At 58.5% G+C, this 20,225-nt stretch carries 18 protein-coding genes and 1 tRNA gene; 12 read left to right on the top strand and 7 right to left on the bottom strand.

Annotation, left to right across the window (positions count from 1 at the left end; translation table 11 throughout):
• The 3 genes from CFR80_RS12555 to CFR80_RS12565 all read left to right on the top strand — a co-directional run.
• Nucleotides 1-474: IS66 family transposase (locus CFR80_RS12555; protein ID WP_146221646.1), on the top strand; the 474-nt coding region annotated here is incomplete at its 5' end.
• A gap of 110 nt (nt 475-584) precedes the next feature.
• Nucleotides 585-839 carry a type II toxin-antitoxin system HicA family toxin gene (locus CFR80_RS12560; RefSeq protein WP_019087476.1) on the top strand — a complete coding sequence of 85 codons (255 nt, stop codon included), beginning with the start codon at nt 585-587 and terminating at the stop codon, nt 837-839.
• On the top strand, nt 836-1,177 hold the full coding sequence (locus CFR80_RS12565; RefSeq protein ID WP_019091181.1) for a type II toxin-antitoxin system HicB family antitoxin: 342 nt from the start codon (nt 836-838) through the stop codon (nt 1,175-1,177). Before CFR80_RS12560 ends, CFR80_RS12565 begins: the two co-directional genes overlap by 4 nt.
• Before the next feature lie 1,071 nt (nt 1,178-2,248).
• On the opposite strand, the gene CFR80_RS12580 is transcribed toward CFR80_RS12565, so the two are convergent.
• The 4 genes from CFR80_RS12580 to CFR80_RS19405 all read right to left on the bottom strand — a co-directional run bounded on the left by CFR80_RS12580 (nt 2,249) and on the right by CFR80_RS19405 (nt 6,873).
• Nucleotides 2,249-3,292, bottom strand: a complete 1,044-nt coding sequence (locus CFR80_RS12580; protein WP_110507480.1) for a helix-turn-helix domain-containing protein — start codon at nt 3,290-3,292, stop codon at nt 2,249-2,251.
• Nucleotides 3,293-3,660: 368 nt separating this feature from the next.
• On the bottom strand, nt 3,661-4,872 hold the full coding sequence (locus tag CFR80_RS12585; RefSeq protein WP_110507481.1) for a tyrosine-type recombinase/integrase: 1,212 nt from the start codon (nt 4,870-4,872) through the stop codon (nt 3,661-3,663).
• Nucleotides 4,873-5,324: 452 nt separating this feature from the next.
• Nucleotides 5,325-6,323 (bottom strand): aldo/keto reductase, encoded by a 999-nt coding sequence (locus CFR80_RS12590; protein ID WP_010515853.1) that lies wholly within the window; start codon nt 6,321-6,323, stop codon nt 5,325-5,327.
• Nucleotides 6,324-6,717: 394 nt separating this feature from the next.
• On the bottom strand, nt 6,718-6,873 hold the full coding sequence (locus tag CFR80_RS19405) for a hypothetical protein (RefSeq protein WP_181418223.1): 156 nt from the start codon (nt 6,871-6,873) through the stop codon (nt 6,718-6,720).
• 47 nt (nt 6,874-6,920) lie between these two features.
• Here CFR80_RS19405 and CFR80_RS12595 point away from each other — a divergent pair, with 47 nt between their 5' ends.
• From CFR80_RS12595 to CFR80_RS12610, 4 genes are all read left to right on the top strand, one after another.
• A complete protein-coding gene (locus CFR80_RS12595; RefSeq protein ID WP_010515852.1) occupies nt 6,921-7,472 on the top strand; it encodes a hypothetical protein in 552 nt (183 codons plus the stop codon).
• A 162-nt stretch (nt 7,473-7,634) separates the two neighbouring features.
• The gene (locus CFR80_RS12600) at nt 7,635-9,338 is read left to right on the top strand and encodes a SulP family inorganic anion transporter (protein WP_010515851.1); all 1,704 of its coding nucleotides are present in this window, start codon (nt 7,635-7,637) and stop codon (nt 9,336-9,338) included.
• A gap of 255 nt (nt 9,339-9,593) precedes the next feature.
• Nucleotides 9,594-11,039: a cardiolipin synthase gene (gene cls, locus CFR80_RS12605; protein ID WP_010515850.1), complete on the top strand. Its 1,446-nt coding sequence runs from the start codon at nt 9,594-9,596 to the stop codon at nt 11,037-11,039.
• A 118-nt stretch (nt 11,040-11,157) separates the two neighbouring features.
• The gene (locus tag CFR80_RS12610; protein ID WP_010515849.1) at nt 11,158-11,409 is read left to right on the top strand and encodes a hypothetical protein; all 252 of its coding nucleotides are present in this window, start codon (nt 11,158-11,160) and stop codon (nt 11,407-11,409) included.
• Between the two features lie 188 nt (nt 11,410-11,597).
• On the opposite strand, the gene CFR80_RS12615 is transcribed toward CFR80_RS12610, so the two are convergent.
• On the bottom strand, nt 11,598-12,218 hold the full coding sequence (locus CFR80_RS12615; protein ID WP_052953074.1) for a hypothetical protein: 621 nt from the start codon (nt 12,216-12,218) through the stop codon (nt 11,598-11,600).
• Nucleotides 12,219-12,578: 360 nt separating this feature from the next.
• On the bottom strand, nt 12,579-12,740 hold the full coding sequence (locus CFR80_RS19410) for a hypothetical protein (RefSeq protein WP_010515847.1): 162 nt from the start codon (nt 12,738-12,740) through the stop codon (nt 12,579-12,581).
• Nucleotides 12,741-13,279: 539 nt separating this feature from the next.
• On the opposite strand from CFR80_RS19410, the gene CFR80_RS12625 reads away from it, so the two are divergent.
• From CFR80_RS12625 to CFR80_RS12650, 5 genes are all read left to right on the top strand, one after another.
• Nucleotides 13,280-14,080, top strand: coding sequence for a hypothetical protein (locus tag CFR80_RS12625; protein WP_010515846.1), 801 nt, complete (start codon nt 13,280-13,282; stop codon nt 14,078-14,080).
• 62 nt (nt 14,081-14,142) lie between these two features.
• Entirely contained in the window at nt 14,143-14,826 is a 684-nt protein-coding gene (locus tag CFR80_RS12630) for a hypothetical protein (RefSeq protein ID WP_042658984.1), read from the top strand.
• Nucleotides 14,827-15,061: 235 nt separating this feature from the next.
• On the top strand, nt 15,062-16,303 hold the full coding sequence (locus tag CFR80_RS12635; protein WP_232275886.1) for an MFS transporter: 1,242 nt from the start codon (nt 15,062-15,064) through the stop codon (nt 16,301-16,303).
• Between the two features lie 901 nt (nt 16,304-17,204).
• Nucleotides 17,205-17,960: a sulfotransferase family 2 domain-containing protein gene (locus CFR80_RS12645; RefSeq protein WP_110507483.1), complete on the top strand. Its 756-nt coding sequence runs from the start codon at nt 17,205-17,207 to the stop codon at nt 17,958-17,960.
• 275 nt (nt 17,961-18,235) lie between these two features.
• Nucleotides 18,236-19,981, top strand: coding sequence for an oleate hydratase (locus tag CFR80_RS12650; RefSeq protein ID WP_110507484.1), 1,746 nt, complete (start codon nt 18,236-18,238; stop codon nt 19,979-19,981).
• A gap of 115 nt (nt 19,982-20,096) precedes the next feature.
• Here the strand turns inward: CFR80_RS12650 and CFR80_RS12655 are convergent.
• Nucleotides 20,097-20,173 (bottom strand) — tRNA-Met (locus CFR80_RS12655).
• Nucleotides 20,174-20,225: the final 52 nt, after the last annotated feature.

Genomic DNA, 20,225 nt, shown 5'->3' on the forward strand with positions numbered 1-20,225 from the left:
GCCGAGCGCACCATCAACGGTACGCCCCCAGAACATCGGCTGGCAGTCCGTCAAACAGACATAGCCCCTCTGGTCGACGATCTGTTCGACTGGATGCGGGAGTGTTGCCGGCGCATGTCGACAAAAAATCCCGTTGCCCACGCCATGAACTATTTTCTCAGACGTGCCGATACATTCACACGATTCCTCACTGACGGCCGGATCTGCCTCTCAAACAATGCAGCAGAACGCGCCCTGCGCGGCATCGCCCTGGGCAGGAAAGCCTGGTTGTTCGCCGGGTCCGATCGTGGCGGAGAGCGCGCCGCCGCCATGTATTCCCTGATCGTCACCGCGCGCCTGAACGATGTCGATCCCCATGCATGGCTCGCTGATGTCCTGGCACGGATCAATGACATCCCCAATCCACGCCTCCATGAACTCCTGCCCTGGCACTGGAAAGCCCACCAGCAGGTCCACAATACCATCGCCGCCTGAATACGCCCGCGTCTCTCGCCGGATGATTACCTATGGTCACGGCCTTACTCGCGCTCCGCACTCAATGGTTTTCAGTTGGAAGCGATACCATATTGCGGTATCATTCATTGATGAAAGCCAAGCACCGCCGCACTCTGGAACTGATCTTCAAGCGACCCGTCTCCGGCAACGTCCCATGGAGCGATATTGAAGCCCTGTTCGTCTCGCTTGGTGCCGAGGTGTCGGAGCGGGAGGGATCGCGCATTGGCGTGGTCCTGTTCGGGGAAATCAGGGTCTTTCATCGGCCCCACCCCAAGCCGGACACGGACAAGGGCGCGGTGGCATCGGTGCGGAAATGGCTGGAGCAGAACGGAGTAACGCCATGAACAACGTGATGGAAATTGGCGGCCACCGGGCCGTCATCCAGTTTGACCCGGAAATCGGCATGTTCCGGGGCGAGTTCCTTGGCCTGCACGGTGGGGCGGACTTCTACGCGGACAGCGTGCAGGGATTGCGCAAGGAAGGTGAGACCTCTCTACGCGTGTTTATGGAGATGTGCGAGGAAAAGGGGATCGACCCTACGAAACGTTACTCCGGCAAGTTTCAGGTCCGCCTGTCGCCAGATGAGCACGCCCGTGCGGCTGAGATCGCTGCCGCCCGTGGCGTTAGCCTCAACCGGCTTGTCCAGGACGCATTGGAACAGGTTGCGGGGGAGCCGTTTTGATTTAATCGCGCTAAAACCGGCAGAAAACAGCCATCGTTTGAAAAACAATCATTTGAAAAACAATCAAACGACCTGCCGATTTGATTTCCTTTGAAAAAACAATCAAACGCTGCCTGTCACATTCTCTCTCGCGCGCACGCGCGTATTGTGCAACTCGCAGCAAAGCCGGTCAGTGGGTCATGCTCCGATACCTGTACGACCTTGCTATGATATGCGGCCCATTCGATCCTCTGCCATGGTCTATTTTCGTCTACTTTAGACGAGCCCTGATACCCTCTGCCAGCGTAGTAAATGCCCCCAGTCGGGGTATTCTCCGAGTGACGGATCCTAACGTCTCAATGCTAACATTTGTTAACAGGCACTTTGCACAGGAATGGCGGAATACAGCCAAAAATAACATGCTCCCTCGCGTGCGCGCGCGTACTGTGCCATTAATCCCGGCATTGCCGGGGTGGTTCAGCCCGTAATATGATGCGACATGACAGGCACCAAACCCATATCCGAATGGACACCGCCGGAGGTGGTGGACGTGTTCAGCATCAGGCAAGGGGCACGGAACCCACAAAACCGGTACTGCCCCATGTCACAGGCCGCATTTGCCAGGCGGTATGGCTTTACCGCTTCTGCGATGGCCGACTGGGAGCAGGGACGCCGGAAGCCTGATCCAGCAGCCCGCACCTTGCTAGCGATGATCCAGAAGGATCAGAAGGCCGTGGACCGACTATTGGGCCACAAGGACGCTGCACCCCCTAAGTAGATGGGGTAGCCTCGCGCGCGCATCGCGCGTAGACCCTGTGTACATTGTGTCGTGCCGTCCCTCGTGCGCATTGCGCGTAGGGTGTGTGTCATCCGTGTCTCGCGCGCGTGCATCGCGCGTTGGACCTGTGCGGTTTGTGCGGTTTGTGCCGACGAAATTCGTCGTCAGTCGCCTCGCGCGCATCGCGCGTAGGGTCTGTCCCATTTGTAACGGTCACACCTGTGTAACTCGCGTACGGTTTGGGCCGCAGAGATAAACCAAAGGGTCCGCACAGTAAGCGGTCCCTACCCCTGTTCAATCTGAACATACCTCCGTCATGCTGCCATACGCCGCCTAATGTTCAGCACGGTCGAAGGGGAAACACCCGCACGGGCGGCAATCTCACGTAAGGACATGCTTCTGCCCTCCTGGGTGGCAAGTATCCGCTTCACCTCCGCCCGGCGCTGTCCTGCCGTGTTCAATTTGAACGGAGGGGGGGTGTCCAGATTTTGACCGGCACAAACATGGAGATTTCCCACCTTATCGCTCTCATTGCCGGGGATATCGGCAGCGGGTGATAAACCGGGAGACTCCCGTGTTCCCGATGCTCCAAAGCCCGCCGCCTGTAGCCGCTCAAGGTCATCAAGAACGGCCTGGGGGCTATCGCGGCTCCCCTGTCCGTCCAACTGGAAGCGCAGGCGCACAATCACGTCGGACAGGTCACGGGCCGGGATGAGCTTCTCCACCATGTCGCACAGGTGCCACCGCCGTTTGTCAGCGCCGTTGCTCAGGTAATCATATTGGTTGTTCCCGTCCGCCACGTTGCGGTCATCACATAGCCTGTCCCACGCCTCATATTCAGCCAGAGCCGCCAGGATGGTATCAGGCCACGGGATCACGCGGCCCATTGCCTCAACCATCCGTTCGGAGGGGCTGAAATGCGAACCGTCAAACGTATCCGACTGGTCGCCTGGGTGAACCTCGCGGAATGGCTCGATAGCCGCATCCATGGCCTTTTCTTCCGCCGTGGGTGCGAACACGGCTTCCTCTGACCCATAGCGGGCAATCACCTCCGCAATCCGGTCTGCGTTGTCGCGCATCCAGCGCCGCTGCTTGGCATCATGCTCCCGCTGGTAAGCCCGCATATGAGCTGGGTTGCCCATGTCATAGAACCTGAGACCCCCCGGTCCCGGCTGGGGCAGGTCATCACCGAACCCGCCATCCGCCAGCAGGCCCGGAATGTCATCCAGCACATAGCCATACGGCTCGATCATTGCGGCGGCGCGGGTCCGGGCGGCGTCTGTCTCGCCTTCTTTACCGCCCTCCGCCAGTGCCCAGACCTTCGCCAGACGCTCAAGATTGATACCGGATTGCGCCATTGCCTGCCCTCGCCCTGTTCAAATTGAACATTACAGGATGGGCGGAGGGTGTACAAGTTGAACAGGACGCCGGGGGACATGTTAAAGGCGTTGGGTTTTGATAACACATCGACCGGACGTGTTAAGGGGTGGGGGGGCCTCTGTACCCGCCCTGTAAAAACAGGAGGGCCACCGCTCAAGCACGCTGTTATCAGCATCCCAATCCGCTGTCAGTTACACGGATTACACCTCCATTCCCACCAGATGTAACCAAATCACACGCATTATAATGGCTGTTTTCTGACGATTATTGACGTGGTTACACGGTTACATCAGTTACATCCAAAAACATAGACACCGAACGGACAGCGCAGGTGTAATCCACCCTGTCATGGCCGGTTCCTGTGTAACCCGCAGCAATAAGCAGCCCATTCATCCATCAGGGCACGACGCTTCTCAAACAGGTCGCCCCGCCGGTAAGCCGCCTCCACCTTGTTGCCGACCGCATGGGCAAGGGCCATCTCCACAACCTCATTCGGATAATCGGTTGCTTCCGCAGCCCAGTCCCGGAACGTGGACCGCAGGCCATGCACGGTCACGTCCTTGGTCCCGGCTGCAAGATGCAAAGCCTTGGACAGCGCCACGTCAGTCAGGGGGCGTGATGGCCTGTATCCGGGAAAGACAAAGCCAGCGCCATTTGTCGGCTGGCACAGGTCGTCCAGAATATCCGTGGCAGGCATGGACAGAGGAACACGGTGCAACCGCCCTGCCTTCATCCTCTCCGCCGGTATCGTCCACACACGGGTGGTCATATCAATTTCAGACCACAGGCAGGACCGGACCTCACCAGACCGCGCCGCTGTCAGGCAGGCAAAGCGGACAGCCTTGGCTGCCAGTCCGTCAGACATGCTCAGGGCCGCCATGACCGATGCAATGTCCTTCCACGGGATAGCCTTGTGATGCTGGACCTTCGCCACCTTGGAGGGAGCCGGAAGCAATGCAGACAGGTGCCCTTTCCATCGGGCCGGGTTCTCGCCCTCCCGCCAGCCACGCACACGGGCATAATCAAGGATACGCTCCACGCGCCCCCTGAGTCGTCCGGCTGTCTCTGTCCTGTCTGTCCAGATAGGGCGGAGGGCAGACAGCACGGCATCGGTATCAACGTCTTTGATAGGCTTGTCCCCAAAGACAGGGAAAACATGGTTGGCAAGCGATCCGGTCCATGTGGCGGCAGCCTTGTGGTCCTTCCACGCTGGGGCCTGTTCGGTGATGTATGCCTGCGCCACCTCCGCAAAGGTGGCACCCTGTTCCATCTTCCGAGCGGCTTTTTCCTTTGCCCGCTCCACCAGGGGATCAGTGCCTTCCTTAATCATGCGGCGGAGGTCCACAGCCCTGTCACGCGCACCGGCCAACGAAAGACCGGGATAGCTGCCAAGGCTCATCTGCCTGCGCTTGCCGGTTGATGGCGACGTATAGCGCATCTCCCACAGGCGCGATCCACCAGTCACCACCAGCCACAGCCCACCACCGTCGCATATGCTGCCATCCCTGTGACGTGACACCTGAAGGGCCGTCAGTTGATTGGGTCCGAGTCTGCTCAATCCGTTTTACCCCTCTTATTACCCCCCTTAGAATCGGGGATTGTGTGGGTCATTCTGGGACGCTCTGGGACACTCACGCCAGAAAATACTTAGGAAAACTCATGTTTTTGGTACGCCCTGAAACACTCTGGGACGTAGGTTAGGCGGATTTCGAGTCCGCCATTATCCCCTGAAATTTCTGTTCTTTACCCCGGTTCGGGCCAGCATGTCCGCCTTCTGGCCCTATAACTGAATCCGCAATGGGGCAGATCATTGCGGAAACATGCAGACACATCCGGCACCATCTGGACAGTTGTCCTGCCGCTTGGGTGGAGCCTTGCGAAAAAAAACCACCCCTGAATGACAGGCGGCCCGGCAGGCGATGCGGCCCACCCGTTCCGGTCGGCGTGCCGGCGTACTCACCTCCGCAGGGAGCGTATGCAGACCGACCATGGAACGGGGGCGCCCAACCGTCAGCGGCCCGGAGGCGCCATGAATTCCGGCCCGACCGGGTCCTTGATGCAGGTGCTGAGGATCGTATCAATCTCTCGCAGGTCATCAGCACTCAGGTGCCAGCCGACTGCATCGGCGACCGCTGCGATCTGGTCCGGGCGACGCGCGCCCCACAGGGCAATGGTTGGCCCCTGATCCAGCACCCAGCGGATGGCCAGCGCCAGAAGCGACTTGCCATGTTTCTCACGCGCGAATTCCTGCAACTGGCGCACGGCTTCCAGATACTGGGCAAAACGGGGAGACTGGAACTTCGGGTCGGCGCTGCGCAGGTCATCGGGACCGAATTCGGTCTGCGCCGTCATCTTGCCCGACAGCAGGCCACGGCAGAGCGGACCATAAGCAAGGATGGTCAGGTCATGCTGGCGCGCATAGGGCAGGATGTCATGCTCCATCCCACGCTCGAACAGGTTGTACGGTGGCTGCACCGCAGCCAGCGGAGCGACCGCACGGAAGGCATCCATTTCCGCAATGGTGAAGTTACTGACACCAAGCGCCAGTACCTTGCCTTCCTTCACCAGCTCTTCCAGCGTGCGGGCGGTCTCCTCCATCGGCACGGCAGAATCAGGCCAGTGGACCTGATACAGATCGATGTAATCCGTGCGCAGGCGGCGCAGGGAATCCTCGATTTCCTTGCGGATACGCGCAGGCGAGGTATTGCGGAACGGCTTGTGGTCGTCCGTCCAGTCCAGCCCGACCTTGGTCGCGATCGCCACCTTGTCCCGCCGTCCGGCAAGGGCCTGCCCCACGATTTCCTCCGAATGGCCAAAACCATAGACGGGGGCCGTATCAACCAGCGTTATGCCCAGTTCGACGGCTTCCTGTATGGTGGCAATGGCGTTGCGGTCATCCGGGCCACCCCACATCCATCCGCCAATGGCCCATGTGCCAAGTGCAATGCGCGAGACAGGGTGTTTCAGCCCCCGGATCGTGGTGGTTTCCGTAACAGACGCCTGGGTCATGAATACTCTCCGTGTTCGTGAAACCGGTTATGACGGCGTGCCAACCGTCTCGTAGCCCACCGTGCCACAGCCTGGGGTTCGTTGTTAAGCCGCCCCAACCCTTACTTCCGGTCGCGAAACGGGAACCGGCTTTTCAGGGGGCTTTAAACCATGCTGCCTGTCAGCATCCATACAGGCCACGGACAGGGTATGAAACAGGACCACCCGCATTGATCGACATGCAGGATTCCCTTTTTATGGAACAGGTGATTCACTGAACACCGTATGGCGCACGGAGCATGGCGCCGGGACGTTCCCGAGGTGCCCTGACACCAGGGAACCATACGCTTTCGCTTTTCGATACGCTGGCCCATCCACGACGCTCCATTATCACGGCGGGGCAGGTTCGGTGACGTTACCCGGCACAAGCCTTTTCATGGATCAGGAGAGACGACATGCCGGCGGCATAAAATCGCCATTGCCCGGCTGAACGGTTCCCTTCGCGCTTCTTCATCCATATTGACTGAATGGGCCCGTCCCGCAAAATCGGCATGAATGTACCGTCAGCCATGCTGATTCCTGCGATTCCCGACCCGGACGGGGCAAATGGAGCGACCGATGACACCCTTTCCCCTGCGGGGCATGCTTGTGGCCAGTGCCTGTGCGCTTGGTTTTATCGACCTGGCCTGCCCCCTGCGCCCGGCCCATGCGCAGCAGGCGGAAGAACACCATGGTCCCACCGATGAACAGCGCGCGGAAATCCAGCGTGCCGTGCATGAAGCGATCCAGCAGGACATCCACAAGGTGGCGCAGTACAAACTGCCCAAGGACTTCTTCGCCCGCATGCTGCCCCTGGTCCGGCAGATCAGGCGCGCTGGCATCATCCCCCCCACCCAGACCGCCAACATGACATTGACCACCACCATCCGGCGTACGCAGGCCATGCCGCAGCTTCAGCCGATCCTGCAGCAGCATGGCATGTCAGCAGAGGATTTCGTCATGAGCCTGACCGCCTTTGAAATGACGAATACCATGATTCAGGCGCCCCCCAGAAAGACAAAGGACACGCCACAGCTTGATAAGGATAATGTCAGGCTGATCGAAACCCATCAGGCGCTGGCGCAGGCACTGGTCCACGATATGGATGCCGAAACCGAACATCTGCAGTAACACATGCTCCGGCCAGGGAAAGGGCGGCATGGCAGGTCACAGGGCGATGGACCTTGCAAGGTCTGCAATCTTTCCGGATATGACCAGCATTACTGACCACATGCCGTCATGAAGACTGGCCCAATGCCAGTCCGGCCGTGTGGGTAATGGACGGTATGGGTCATGCGGACCGGAACAGGCGGATCGGAATCAGGCAAAACGGCCAGCGGGTCACATGCGGGCAGCGGGTGGCGTGCCCGGCTGCGCGATGTCATGGCCGGGCTGTCGCTTGCATCCATGAATATTCCGCAGGTGCTGGGCTATACCCGCATTGCGTCCATGCCGGCGGTTACGGGGCTGTACACGGTGCTGCTGCCGCTGGTGGCGTTCGCCTGTTTCGGGGCCTCGAAACATCTGGTTGTTGCAGCCGATTCCGCCACCGCCGCCATTTTCTCCAGCGCGGTGAGCCGCATGGCCCCGCCGGGCAGCCCGCATTACATGGCGCTGGTCAGCATGGTCGCCCTGCTCAGCGCGGGTTTCCTGCTGGTCGCGCGCCTGTTCCGCCTCGGGTTCCTGGCGGATTTCCTTTCCCGCACCGTGCTGGTGGGCTTTCTGGCCGGGGTGGGCGTGCAGGTCGCGCTGGCCATGACGCGCGACATGCTGGGCATTGCCACCACGGCGCATAACCCGATGCTGCAGCTGTTCCAGACCATAACACGGCTTTCGCATGTAAATGTTCCCACCCTGCTGCTATCCGCCTGCATCGTGGCGGCGATCATGATCGGGGACAGGCTGGCCCCGCGCGCACCACTGGCGCTGGTGATCGTGGTGGGCACGATCGTGGCCAGCATGGGCATCGGCCTGTCACGGTTCGGGATCGAGACCATTGGCCCGATCGCGGGTGGCCTGCCCCGCCTGTCCATACCCGACGTGTCATGGAATGACATGCTGGCGCTGCTGCCTGCCACGACATCGTGCGTTTTTGTCATCATTGCGCAGAGTGCGGCGACATCACGCGCCTTTGCCCTGCGCTTCCATGACCCGGTGGATGACAATGCGGACATTCTGGGCCTGTGCGCCGCCAATGCGGTTGCGGGGCTGAGCGGGACATTCACCGTCAATGGCAGCCCGACCCAGACGGCAATGGCGGTACGCGCGGGCGCGCGCAGCCAGCTTGCGCAACTGACATTCGCCACCGTTACGATGCTGGTGCTGGTGTTCCTGACCGCGCCGCTGCAGTACCTGCCGCGCTGCGTTCTGGCGTCCATCGTCTTTACCGTGGCGCTGGGCATGATCGATGCACGGGCGATGCAGGCGATCCGGCGTGAAAGCCCCGGCGAGTTCGGACTGGCGCTGGTTACGGCCGCCGCCGTCGTGGGGATCGGGGTGGAACAGGGCATATTCCTGGCCATCGCCCTGTCGCTGTTCCGCCACGTACGCCACAGCTACGAACCGCATACCATGATCCTGCGCCGTGACGGCCAGTCGGGCCTGCTGGAACCCTATGACGTGAAGGCAGGCCAGCAGACCGCACCGGGGCTGATTGTCTATCGCTTCTGCGCCGACCTGTTCTATGCCAACGCCACCCGGTTCGCGCACGACGTGCAGGTGCTGGTTGACAGTGCGCCCGTCCCCGTCCGCTGCCTGGTGATTGACGCCAGTCCCATCACGGATATCGACTTTTCCGCCGCAAGCGACCTGCGTGACCTGTTCACGGCCCTGCGGGCACGGCATGTCACTGTGGTATTCGGTCGTGTCAGTTCCTACCTGCGCGCCGACATGGACCGCCATCGCATTACCCCGGTCATCGGGGCGGCCAACATCCATGCGCAGTTGCATACCGCCATCGCGGCGGCACAAAAGATCATGGCGGACGACGGCCCCTGAAGCTTTCTTCAACAAGCTTCACCAAAGACTTTCAGTAGATTTACAGGATGTTTCATAAGCCGACTTTTCAGGCAGCCTTCCGGTTTTCAGGACATTCCGGCAACTGACACGCGACACAGTCTTCCGCATATCCCGCCCCGCCTGCGGCACGAAGATACAACCACCAGTCATGGCCGCCATCGGTTGTCCATACCGTACCAAGGCGATACGATACCCGCTGCCGCGCGTCATTTCCAAACAGGATGGGAACAGGTCATGCAATGGGGTTGGGTCAGTGCGGCAACCACCATTACGTTCCAGATCCTGTTCATCATCCGCGTCCTGCTCCGGCCACACCGGCAGCCCGCGTCACGCGTGGCATGGGTGGCCATTATCGGTTCCCTGCCCATCCTTGGCATGATTGCCTATCTGCTGCTGGGCGAAACCCATCTGAACGGGCGTATCCTCGAGCGTATCCGGGAGGCCATCAAACGGCTGCCCGTTCCCGGCAAGACCGGCAATGCGCTGATTGATGCCGAACGTGACTTCGGGCTGCACCCGCGCCTTGCCCCGCTGTTCCGCGTCGGGCAGTCAATCAGCGGCTATCCCCCCATGGGAGGCAACAGCGCGGCACTCATGCCGGATTCCGATGCGGCGATTACCGCAATGGTGGCTGATATCAACGCCGCGCGGGAACACGTGCATATCAGCTTCTATATCTGGCTGTCCGACAATAACGGCATGAAAGTGGTCGAGGCCCTGAAACGCGCGGCGGCACGCGGTGTTACATGCCGCGTCATGGCGGACGACCTGGGATCGCGGCGCCTGATCCACAGCCGCCACTGGCGGGACATGCACGAAGCGGGCGTGCGGCTTGTACGCGCCCTGCCCATCGGCAACCTGCTGCAACGCCCCTTTCGCGGGCGGTTTGACATGCGCAACCACCGCAAGATTGTCGTCATAGACAGCCGCGTGACCTATTGCGGCAGCCAGAACTGCGCCGACGCGGCATTCCGGGTCAAGCCGCGCTTTGCGCCATGGGTCGATCTTGTCACACGCTTTGAAGGTCCCGTGGTGCTGCAGAACCAGCACCTGTTCGCAACCGACTGGTTCGGCCACACCGGCGAGGACCTGACCAGCCTGCTGACCACGGCGGACATTCCGGCGGGCAGGGGCTTCGTGGCGCAGGTAATCGGAACAAGTGCGGCCGTACGCTATGCCGCGATGCCGGAGGTGTTCGTATCGCTGATGAACGCGGCGGCGCGGGAGCTGACGGTGACAACGCCCTATTACGTGCCGGATGAACCCATACAGGCCGCCCTGTGCGCCGCAGCCCGGCGCGGCGTTAACACGACGCTGACGGTGCCGACACGCAATGATTCATGGATCGTCGCAGGTGCCAGCCGCAGCTATTACCGTGAACTGCTGGAAGCGGGCGTGAAGCTGTATGAATACCCGCACGGCCTGCTGCATACCAAGGCCCTGACGGTTGATGGAAAGATGACCATGATCGGGTCAGCCAACCTGGACCGGCGCAGCTTTGACCTCAATTTCGAAAACAACATCCTGTTCGTAGACCCCGCTTTCACCGCGGACATCCACGCACGCCAGCAGACCTATACCAATGCCGCCACCCCCATCACGCTGGATATGGTCATGAACTGGCCCAGATACCGCATATTATGGAACAACGTACTGGCCATGGTTGGCCCCGTTCTGTGAATAGGCAGGATATATCATCAACCCTTGAAAACCCGCAGCCCTGTACCGACATTCAGGACAAGAGCCCGATCCATTGTACGGGCAGCCTGCACTGAATGCGAACAGGAGAAACCGGATCATGAGTACCGCTGAAAACCTTCGTAAGCTCAGCCCTGAAGACATTCAGGAAATCACGAAGCATTTTGAAAAATCCCTGCACCAGCACAAATCCGAACTGCACAAGCAGATTTCGGACCACCTGTCTGGCCTGAAGGGTGAAGTGCGTCTGCATGAAAACAGGATCCCGACGTACTGCAAGGTGTTCGGATTCCTGATTCTGGCAGCAGCATCCGTGGTCAGCTACGTCTTTGGTCGCAAGTCGGCCGAATAAACGTCCTGAAGACCATCTGGACAACATCGCACGATCGTAAAACGTTTTTGGTGAAGCTTTTTGCAGAATGTTTCCTGATACGGTGCCTTTTTGAAAAAAGCCGACACCCGGAAACTTTTATTGTTTTCTAAACAGTCTTCTGCCTGACCCATCCTGCCCCATGACCATGTGGCGGGATGGGGTACAGGTTATTTCCCCTCCGCCGAGACCGTTTTGACCGTGGCGGTTGTCACAGGCATTGCGGTCGACGCGGGCTCTTCGGGCACGGCGGGCGTTCTGGGTGGATGGAACGCGGAAATGGGTCCCAGCGGACCACGTTTGACCTTGCGCATTGATTCGACCGGTTTACGCACACACCCGCGTGTCACGATTGAACAGACCCCGTCGGACCCGATGATCTCATCATCATCGCCGCTATAATGCAGGTCCACGACCTTGTCGTCCTCGATACGGATATCCGCGATACAGGTCTTTCCCGCACCGCCTACGGTTGTTTCCGTCAGGTTGACCAGTGTCTGCAGCGGCACGAATGTTGAATCATTCGTTGATGGAATATTCAGCGTTCGCGAATATTCAAAAATCTGCACATGGTCGTCTATTTTCTTGATCTTGTCGGGAATCCCCACGCAGGACTGCACATCCGTGCTGTTCATGCCGATCATGGCCAGCTGCGCGCGGTGCGCGGTGCGAGAATCCGTATAACCGCATCCCGCAAGACCACTGACAGGCAACAGGACAATACAGACCCCTCCAACACGCGACAGAAGGGAATGAAAAGGACGGTTGCTGCGGTGGTTCTCAACTGTCATGCGGGTATGTTGCTCCAGAAGTGGGGACGGCATAGGTCTAAAGTGGGATCTGACGCGGATGTCGTGGCCTTCATCATGCCTGTTTCGCACATACGAAACAAACATAATGACGGAAATCCCGTTTCCTGCTCCGGTGCAGGCTTACCCTACCGCCCGGTTTTCCTTACAGGCTGCTGGATGCATCCCATTGATTGAAATATAAATATTTCAATGCGTTGCCTTTTTTGAAAAGGCAACGTTGTCCGAAAACGTTCTGAAAAAAGCTTCACCAGAAATTTTTTTGAGGTGTGCAGGTTTTCCAGCCGGTTCCGATGAATGACCGGAGGTCAGAGCACTTCCGTATCCGTATGGACAGCCACGTCAGCGGAACAGGCAGAAGATCAGCGCCCATAATGGCACGCTGAACAGAAGGCCGAACAGAATGCCACGGACCGGCGTACGGTGATGCCCTGCCACCTCACTGGTGCGGTGGCCATCAGGCTGCGGGCCCGTACGGGGCAGGCCAATGCTCTCAAGTGACATGGTCCAGAAAACCTTTTTCTGAAATACGACGCAATACAATTCAGGTATTGGGCATAAAACGATAATATTGCCTTAAAAATAACATGCTTTCCTGTCAATCAGGCAAGTTGGCGGATTTTCCTCTTTTTTAACGGAAATGTTGGGCATATCCCTGCGCAGGAAACCTGATTTCCAGCCGTATCTGCATGGTTTTGTTCCCCTTTTTCCACCCAGAGGCACGGCCTGCCCGCCCGTCCTGTCCTTACAATTATTTACAGGCAGTCACGCCCCCCCACCCCTAACGACCTGCATGCAGTCCTGCCAGCCGTTCAGATGGGCGGCGTGTTTTCTTTTGCTGCCTGCATGCGCAGCGCATATATTCGTCACAGTATTTGATAATAAAAATCCATCGACATACAGGAAACAACCTGCGCACGTTCGAAATAATAATTTTCACACCCAGAAACATTTATTTATTTTTTAAGTTAAAGTGAAAAATAATATAAATATTTCCATTAATTACATTCAACAACCCACCCAGTCAGATTCGGATACATGCAATGACGCTGCGCAAACTCGGCTGCCATCCTGCCCGACTGCAGGGACCACAGCCAGTACTGTCGGGCATGCGTGCCTTCATGGCCCGCAGGGCCCCGCCCCGTCTGGACCGTGCGCGGATTGATCCCGCGCCCCGCATGCTGGGCAACGACGTGCTGGGCAACTGTACGGCAGCGGGAATCGGCAACCATATCCGTGCCACGGCAGCACTGGGGGGCTACCAGATTACCGTCACGACGGGCGATGCGGTACGCTTTTACGCATCATCCACCGGATACATCCCGGGCAATCCCCTGACGGATCAGGGTGGCGCCGAAGTCGATGTCCTTACCACCGCCCTGCGGTCCGGCTACGGCCTGACCGACCAGACGCTGTTCCCGTTATGGGGAAGCGTGGAAAGCGGAGATCTGAACGGGATCCGCAACATCACGGCTGGACTGTCCGCTGCCTATCTCGGAGTACGGCTTGCCATGTCGGATATGTGGGAAGATGGCAACGGCAGCCTTGCCCCCGTATGGGACACCATCACCCCCGCCAGCCACGGTGACCCCTCACCGGGCAGCGCGGGTGGCCACTGTCTGCTGTTATGGGATTATGCCGGCACGGCGGATGCCGACCTTGTCACGCTGCTGACATGGGGCGGCATGCAGAAGGCGACATGGCGGTGGCTGCGCTCACGCATAATGGAAGCGCATGGCCTGGCATGGCGGCAGTTGCTGCCCGGCGGAATACACGCCCCAACGGGACAGGACTGGGACGCCCTTATCGCCAGTAACGAAGCCTACCTGGCGGGCACGTCCTGAACGTCGGCTTTTTGAAAAAGGCGACACCCGGAAACTTTTATTTTCCCGATGACAGGACAACCATGCGACCCCTCCCATCCATGCTGGCTGCCGCCGCATGCCTGTCCGCCTGCGCGCATGGCCGTGCCGGACAGACCACCATCCCCGCCGCCATGGCAGGCATACAGTCCACACTGGCGCAGGCGGGTGTGGTATCGGTTTCACACGCCGCCGACTGGAACGCGCAGCAAGGCGGCCATCTTGACCAGGCGGTACGGGCCGCGCAATGCGCACAACAGGCGGCAGACCCCGTAATGGGCACCATAACGGGCGATGTGACGCTGCAGCTTGCCGGCAGTTTTACCCGTAGCGGCCAGTTTACGGTCGGTGCGCTGACAACCGCCCCGACCATGGGCCTTGAAACCACTGCCGCCCGCACGACCAGCCAGCAGATCAGCCTGTCCGTATCCTACGCCCCCCTGTCCTCGTTACCCGATGTCGAGATGGGGCGGCAGATGGGATATGAAACCACCCTGTTCGGGCAGAACGACCCCGTGCGACACAGCGAGGCCCGACGCCTGATGGCCGACCGTGACGCGTTGCGCCGGATCGTACGCGTCCTGATCCGTTCATGGGACAGGCGAAGCTGTCCGGCACCGCAACCGGTGGCGCCCCTTGTCAGCCTGCGGCGGGGCAACATGCCTGACCCCGCCCGATATGGATCCGGCGATACGGGCAGAAAACGCCAAATAAGAGATATGTATTAAGTTTGCGTTTCTGCATACACATCAGGTCCCTGCATAAAATATATTTCAAAATCACCTGCATTTCCCTACGGTCAAGGCCGGTGAAATCTGGTACAGCCGCCCTTTCCCCTCCGGGCAGACAGGCCGCCATGACGTGCGGTGACGGATGGGAAGGGACGCATTCATTTCACAACGCGTCCACCCCTTCTTCCGGCGTGGCGGCATGGGCCGCTACCGTAAACTGAGGACGCGTATCTTGCCTGTTGCGTTGCTGGCCCTTGCTATCGGGGCGTTTGGCCTTGGCACGACGGAAACCATTGTCATGGGGCTGCTGCCACAGCTGTCCAGCGGCCTGCATGTCACCATCGCACAGGCGGGGCTGCTGGTATCGGGCTATGCCATCGGTGTGACCATTGCCTCCCCGCTTGTGGCGATCCTGACCAACAGCCTGTCACGCCGCGCAACGCTGCTGCTGACAATGGCGATCTTCATCGCGGGCAATGCATGCAGCGCCATGGCGCCGGGTTACGTCAGCCTCATGCTGGCACGTGTGCTGACATCGTTTTCACACGGGACGTTCTATGGCGCGGCGTCGATCATGGCAGCACAGGTCGTGCCCCCTGCCAAGCGGGCGGAAGCGCTGTCCCTTGTCTATATCGGGCTGACACTGGCCATGATCCTTGGCGTGCCGATGGGCACTGTCGTGGCGCAGATGACATCCTGGCGCATGGCGTTCTGGCTGATCTGTGCGGTTGGCGTGCTGGCATGGACCACCATGTGGCTGTGGATTCCGCAGGACCGGGCCAGTGGGCCCGTCATTCCGCTATCGGCACAGTTCAAAGCCATGCTGCACCCACTGGTCGTGACCATGATGCTGGTGTCGATGTGCACGTCTTCCAGCATGTTTACCCTGTTTACCTATATCACCCCCTTCCTGCAGACCCGTTCGGGGTTCAGTACGCATGCGATTGACGGCATCCTGCTCATGATCGGGGGAGGGCTATGCTTGGGCAACCTGCTGGGCGGGCGACTGGCGGACTGGAAAATGCTGCCATCGTGCGCCGGGCTTATGGCCGCCGTGGCGATGGTGCAGATCCTTCTTGTGCCCGGCAGCCTACATCCATGGGTCTGCCTGGTGCTACTGTTCCTGTGGGGGGTATTCATTTATGCGCCCATGGCCCCGCTGCAGACCTATGTGGTCGCCTGTGCGGGGTCGGCGCCCAACATCGCTGCCGTCATGAACCAGAGTTCCTTCAATTTCGGCAATGCAATCGGCGCGTGGGCGGGCAGTCATATCGTGGATACCCACTGGTCCTATGGCGGACTGCCGGTCCTGTCATCGTGCTTCGCCTTTATCGGTTTCGCGCTGGTGGGGCTGGCGGAATATTATGTCCGCCGACAGACGAAAAAACCCCGTGAAGTCGTACCGCACCCACTGACCAGCGCCACCCACGCCGTGGTGGCGAAACCGGAACAGACCCTGCATCCCCACGCCTGACGCAGGTAATAACATGCATGACATCGCCCGGTGCCGTGCATGCACACAGGTCACCCGCTCAGGGCGGGAACAAGAAACGGTTACAGGGAGCACCTTCCCCCTGCGTGCCATACACCAGAACTTCCTCGATATTCGCCATCGCGGACGGGTCGCTGTGCAGGACTACATGATGCACCGACCGCCATCGGGCATGATTATTGCGCGGATGCTGATAAATAATACAATCCGACTGTATATACGTGTTTAATTACTTCAAGACACGAAACAATAAACGGGATTTATGCCTTAATAATTAAATAATTTTATGCATCATATTTATATTTTCTCTTAACTTCATTTCGACATCTATCCGCACCGCACACAAGCCAGATGAAACGGATCAGAAGAATGACACGGTGCCATTTTTCATAACATTATCCAGACAGAAATAGAGGAAATATAAAATACAGAATATTATTTGAAAATAATCCATATTGTTTATTATACTATTTGTATTCATGTCTCAGAAAAGACGTAAAATTCATCCATACGGCGCGCATGCAGATACCGATACTCCCCAAACCGGGGCGTTTCCAGATATTCCAGCCATCTGGAACCATAGGTGACGAAAAAAGAATGACTGTTTACTGGCGCTACCTTGTTTCAAAAAAGTCGGTGTTTCCTAAGGCTTTTTGAAAAACGTCTTATGATTTCCTGATGTTTTCCATACAGGCCGTGCAGGCAGTTTCTGACGCGCCCTGTCATGAACATACAGGCTACCCCACGCACTGCGGATACAGGCGGCATGCCTGTCCTGTTTCATTTCGTTTCGTTTATTAATACACCGTACGTATCCAGTCGCAATAATGATCGACTTGGGCCCGCAGGGTCGCAGTCACCCAAATGTGGAACGGACACGTCCATGCAAACGCTGTTGCAACCGATATTGCGGGTCAAAATGTCCAGTGACGTGCATGAACGCCTGGCATCGCTCCACATTCCCTATCCGCCCGGACCCAAGCGCCTTAAACGCGCCGATAGGGTGCGTGAACGTGGGGTTCTGTTCATCCATATTCCCAAGAATGCCGGAACATCCATCACGCATGCCCTGTACGGCATGAATGTCGGCCACGAAACCATCCGGTATTTCCAGCGCCGCATGCATGACCTGACGGACTTCCCGTCCTTTGCCATCCTGCGCGACCCGGTTCAGCGGTTCATGTCCGCCTATCGTTATGCGCGTGCAGGGGGAAGTTCCTCACGCCATGTCGCGCATGGATTTCGCGCAACATATATGGCATTTGGCGGCATTGACGACGCATTGGACCACATCACCCATGCCCGTTCGCCTTACAGCATAGACCATATTTTTCGGCCACAGACATGGTATCTGACCGATACGCATGGGCACATCGGGGTTGATCGCCTGTTCATGCTTGACGACATGGCCCGCATACAGGATTTCATCCGCCATTATACCCCGACCCCCATTGGTCATGCCAATGCAGGCGAAGGGCAGAATGACGAAACACCCAGTGCAGACCAGATTGCACGCATCCGGCAGATATATCATCAGGATTACGACCTGATCGCTACCGTCAGGAACAATCGTACCGCCATGCAGCCAGACCGTGCGCTACAGTCGCGGATGGACCGGGCTGCCTTCGACCTTGCATAAAACGGTTCCTGCCGGGTGGTCGTGCCGTGCCTGAAGCCGGGCCCCATAACCGGAACCTGCGACGGTCCTGACAGACCAGATTCCATTGCCCGAAACAGGCTTCATGCCTGACCGGAGGGCATGCGGCATTCTGTGCATCCCTGCCCTGTCGATCTCATGAAATTGACACATATCAACGACGGTACTGCCAAATAAGCTCGCTATCTTCAGCGGACTTTTTAATCTGGCATAACCGGGCGGGCCCATGCACGGCCCCCCAAAAAAGAAGAAAATCCATGAGATATGCCCACAGCAACTTCGAAGCCTTCGTGCGCCCTGAAAAGCCGGCCGGGATCGAGGGCCGTTCCGCCTGGATTATTGGCAGCGGTCTGGGCGGCATGGCAGCCGCAGCCTTCCTGATCCGCGATGCACGGATGACGCCGTCCCACATCACGATCCTTGATGCATCTGATGCCGATGGTGGCGCGCTGGATGGAGCAGGCAATGCCGAAACCGGGTGGCTGATCCGGGGCGGACGGGAAATGGAGGAACAGTTTCAATGCCTGTGGGATCTGTACCGTTCCATTCCGTCGCTGGAAGTGCAGGATGCTTCGGTACTGGATGAATTCTATCGCCTCAACCGGATTGATCCGTCCAGCAGCCCGGTCCGGGCAATGTGCGGACGTGGCCAGCCCCTGCCGGATCGTGACAGCCTGAAGCTGACCGGCAAGGCACGGCGGGAAATCATTTCCCTTATTCTGACAGATGAAAAAAAGCTCGACGGAAAGGCAATCCGTGACGTGCTGTCCGCCGATTTCATGAAATCAAATTTCTGGCTGTTCTGGCGGTCAATGTTCGCCTTTGAAACATGGCACAGCGCAATCGAGATGAAGCGGTATCTTGCCCGCTTCGTGCATCAGATCCTTGGCCTGAAAGATCTGCACACCCTGAAGTTCACCCGATTCAACCAGCAGGAATCGTTAAGCAGGCCACTGGCGACATGGCTGGCTGAACAGGGCGTCATGTTCCGCCATGGCATACAGGTGACCAATGTGCGGGTGGATACAACCGGTGGGAAGAAAGTCGCAAGCCATATCGACTGGCTGGAAAACGAACAGCCGGGCGGCATCAACATCCCTGCGAATGACCTGGTCTTTGTCACGAATGGGTCCATGGTTGAAAATTCCCGCTGGGGCAATCACCATGCGCCTGCCCCGGTGGACACCACCATTTCCGAAGGGAATATCTGGCAGCTGTGGCGTAATATCGCAGCGCAGGATCCTGCCTTCGGGCGACCGGATGTATTCTGTGGCGACACGACGAAATCGCGGTGGGAATCCGCCACCGTCACGACGCTGGATGCGCGAATTCCCGAGCTTGTGCATAAGGTTACGGGACGTGACCCGTTTTCGGGCCGCACCGTAACGGGTGGTCCCATCACCATTCAGGACTCCGCATGGTTGATGAGCTGGGTTGTCAGTCGCCAGCCCCATTTCAAAAACCAGCCGGAAGGGCAGATGGTGGCGTGGCTGTACGGCCTGTTCAGTGATGTACCGGGTAATTACGTGAAAAAACCGATGCAGGACTGCACGGGCGAGGAAATAACCCGCGAATGGCTGTTCCACATGGGCGTGCCCGAAGACCAGATCGATGACATGGCGGCCACGGGCGCCATTACCCATCCATGCATGATGCCGTTCATCACAGCACAGTTCATGCCGCGTTCGGCAGGCGATCGTCCGAAGGTGGTTCCCGATGGCAGCGTCAACCTGGCCTTTCTCGGTCAGTTTGCCGAAACACCGCGCGATACTGTGTTTACAACGGAATACTCTGTCCGCACTGCAATGGAAGCCGTCTATACCCTGCTCGACATTGACCGTGCCGTGCCGGAAGTATTTGGCAGTGTTTATGATATCCGGATGCTGTTGCAGGCCGCAGCAGAACTGCGGGATGGCAAGAAGATTCCCGGGTCAGGCCTTGTTCATCATCTGAGCGTTGGGACGGAAATCGACGATCTTCTGGACCGTTACGGGTTGATCTGACCGGATCAGGCGGTGCATGGCACCGCCTTTTTGTCTGTTGGCCAGACCTTGTCCTGGACACAAAAAAGCCGCCTCTGGGGGCGGCGTTTTTGTATCATATTCAGTGTATTAAGTCTGGTTGCGGGGGCAGGATTTGAACCTGCGGCCTTCAGGTTATGAGCCTGACGAGCTACCGGGCTGCTCCACCCCGCGGTGGTGAGGGGTGACTGGAAGACCTGGCGGCGACCGACTTTCCCGTGCCTTG

The sequence above is a fragment of the Komagataeibacter oboediens genome (assembly GCF_003207815.1).
GTDB classification, from domain to species: Bacteria; Pseudomonadota; Alphaproteobacteria; order Acetobacterales; family Acetobacteraceae; genus Komagataeibacter; species Komagataeibacter oboediens.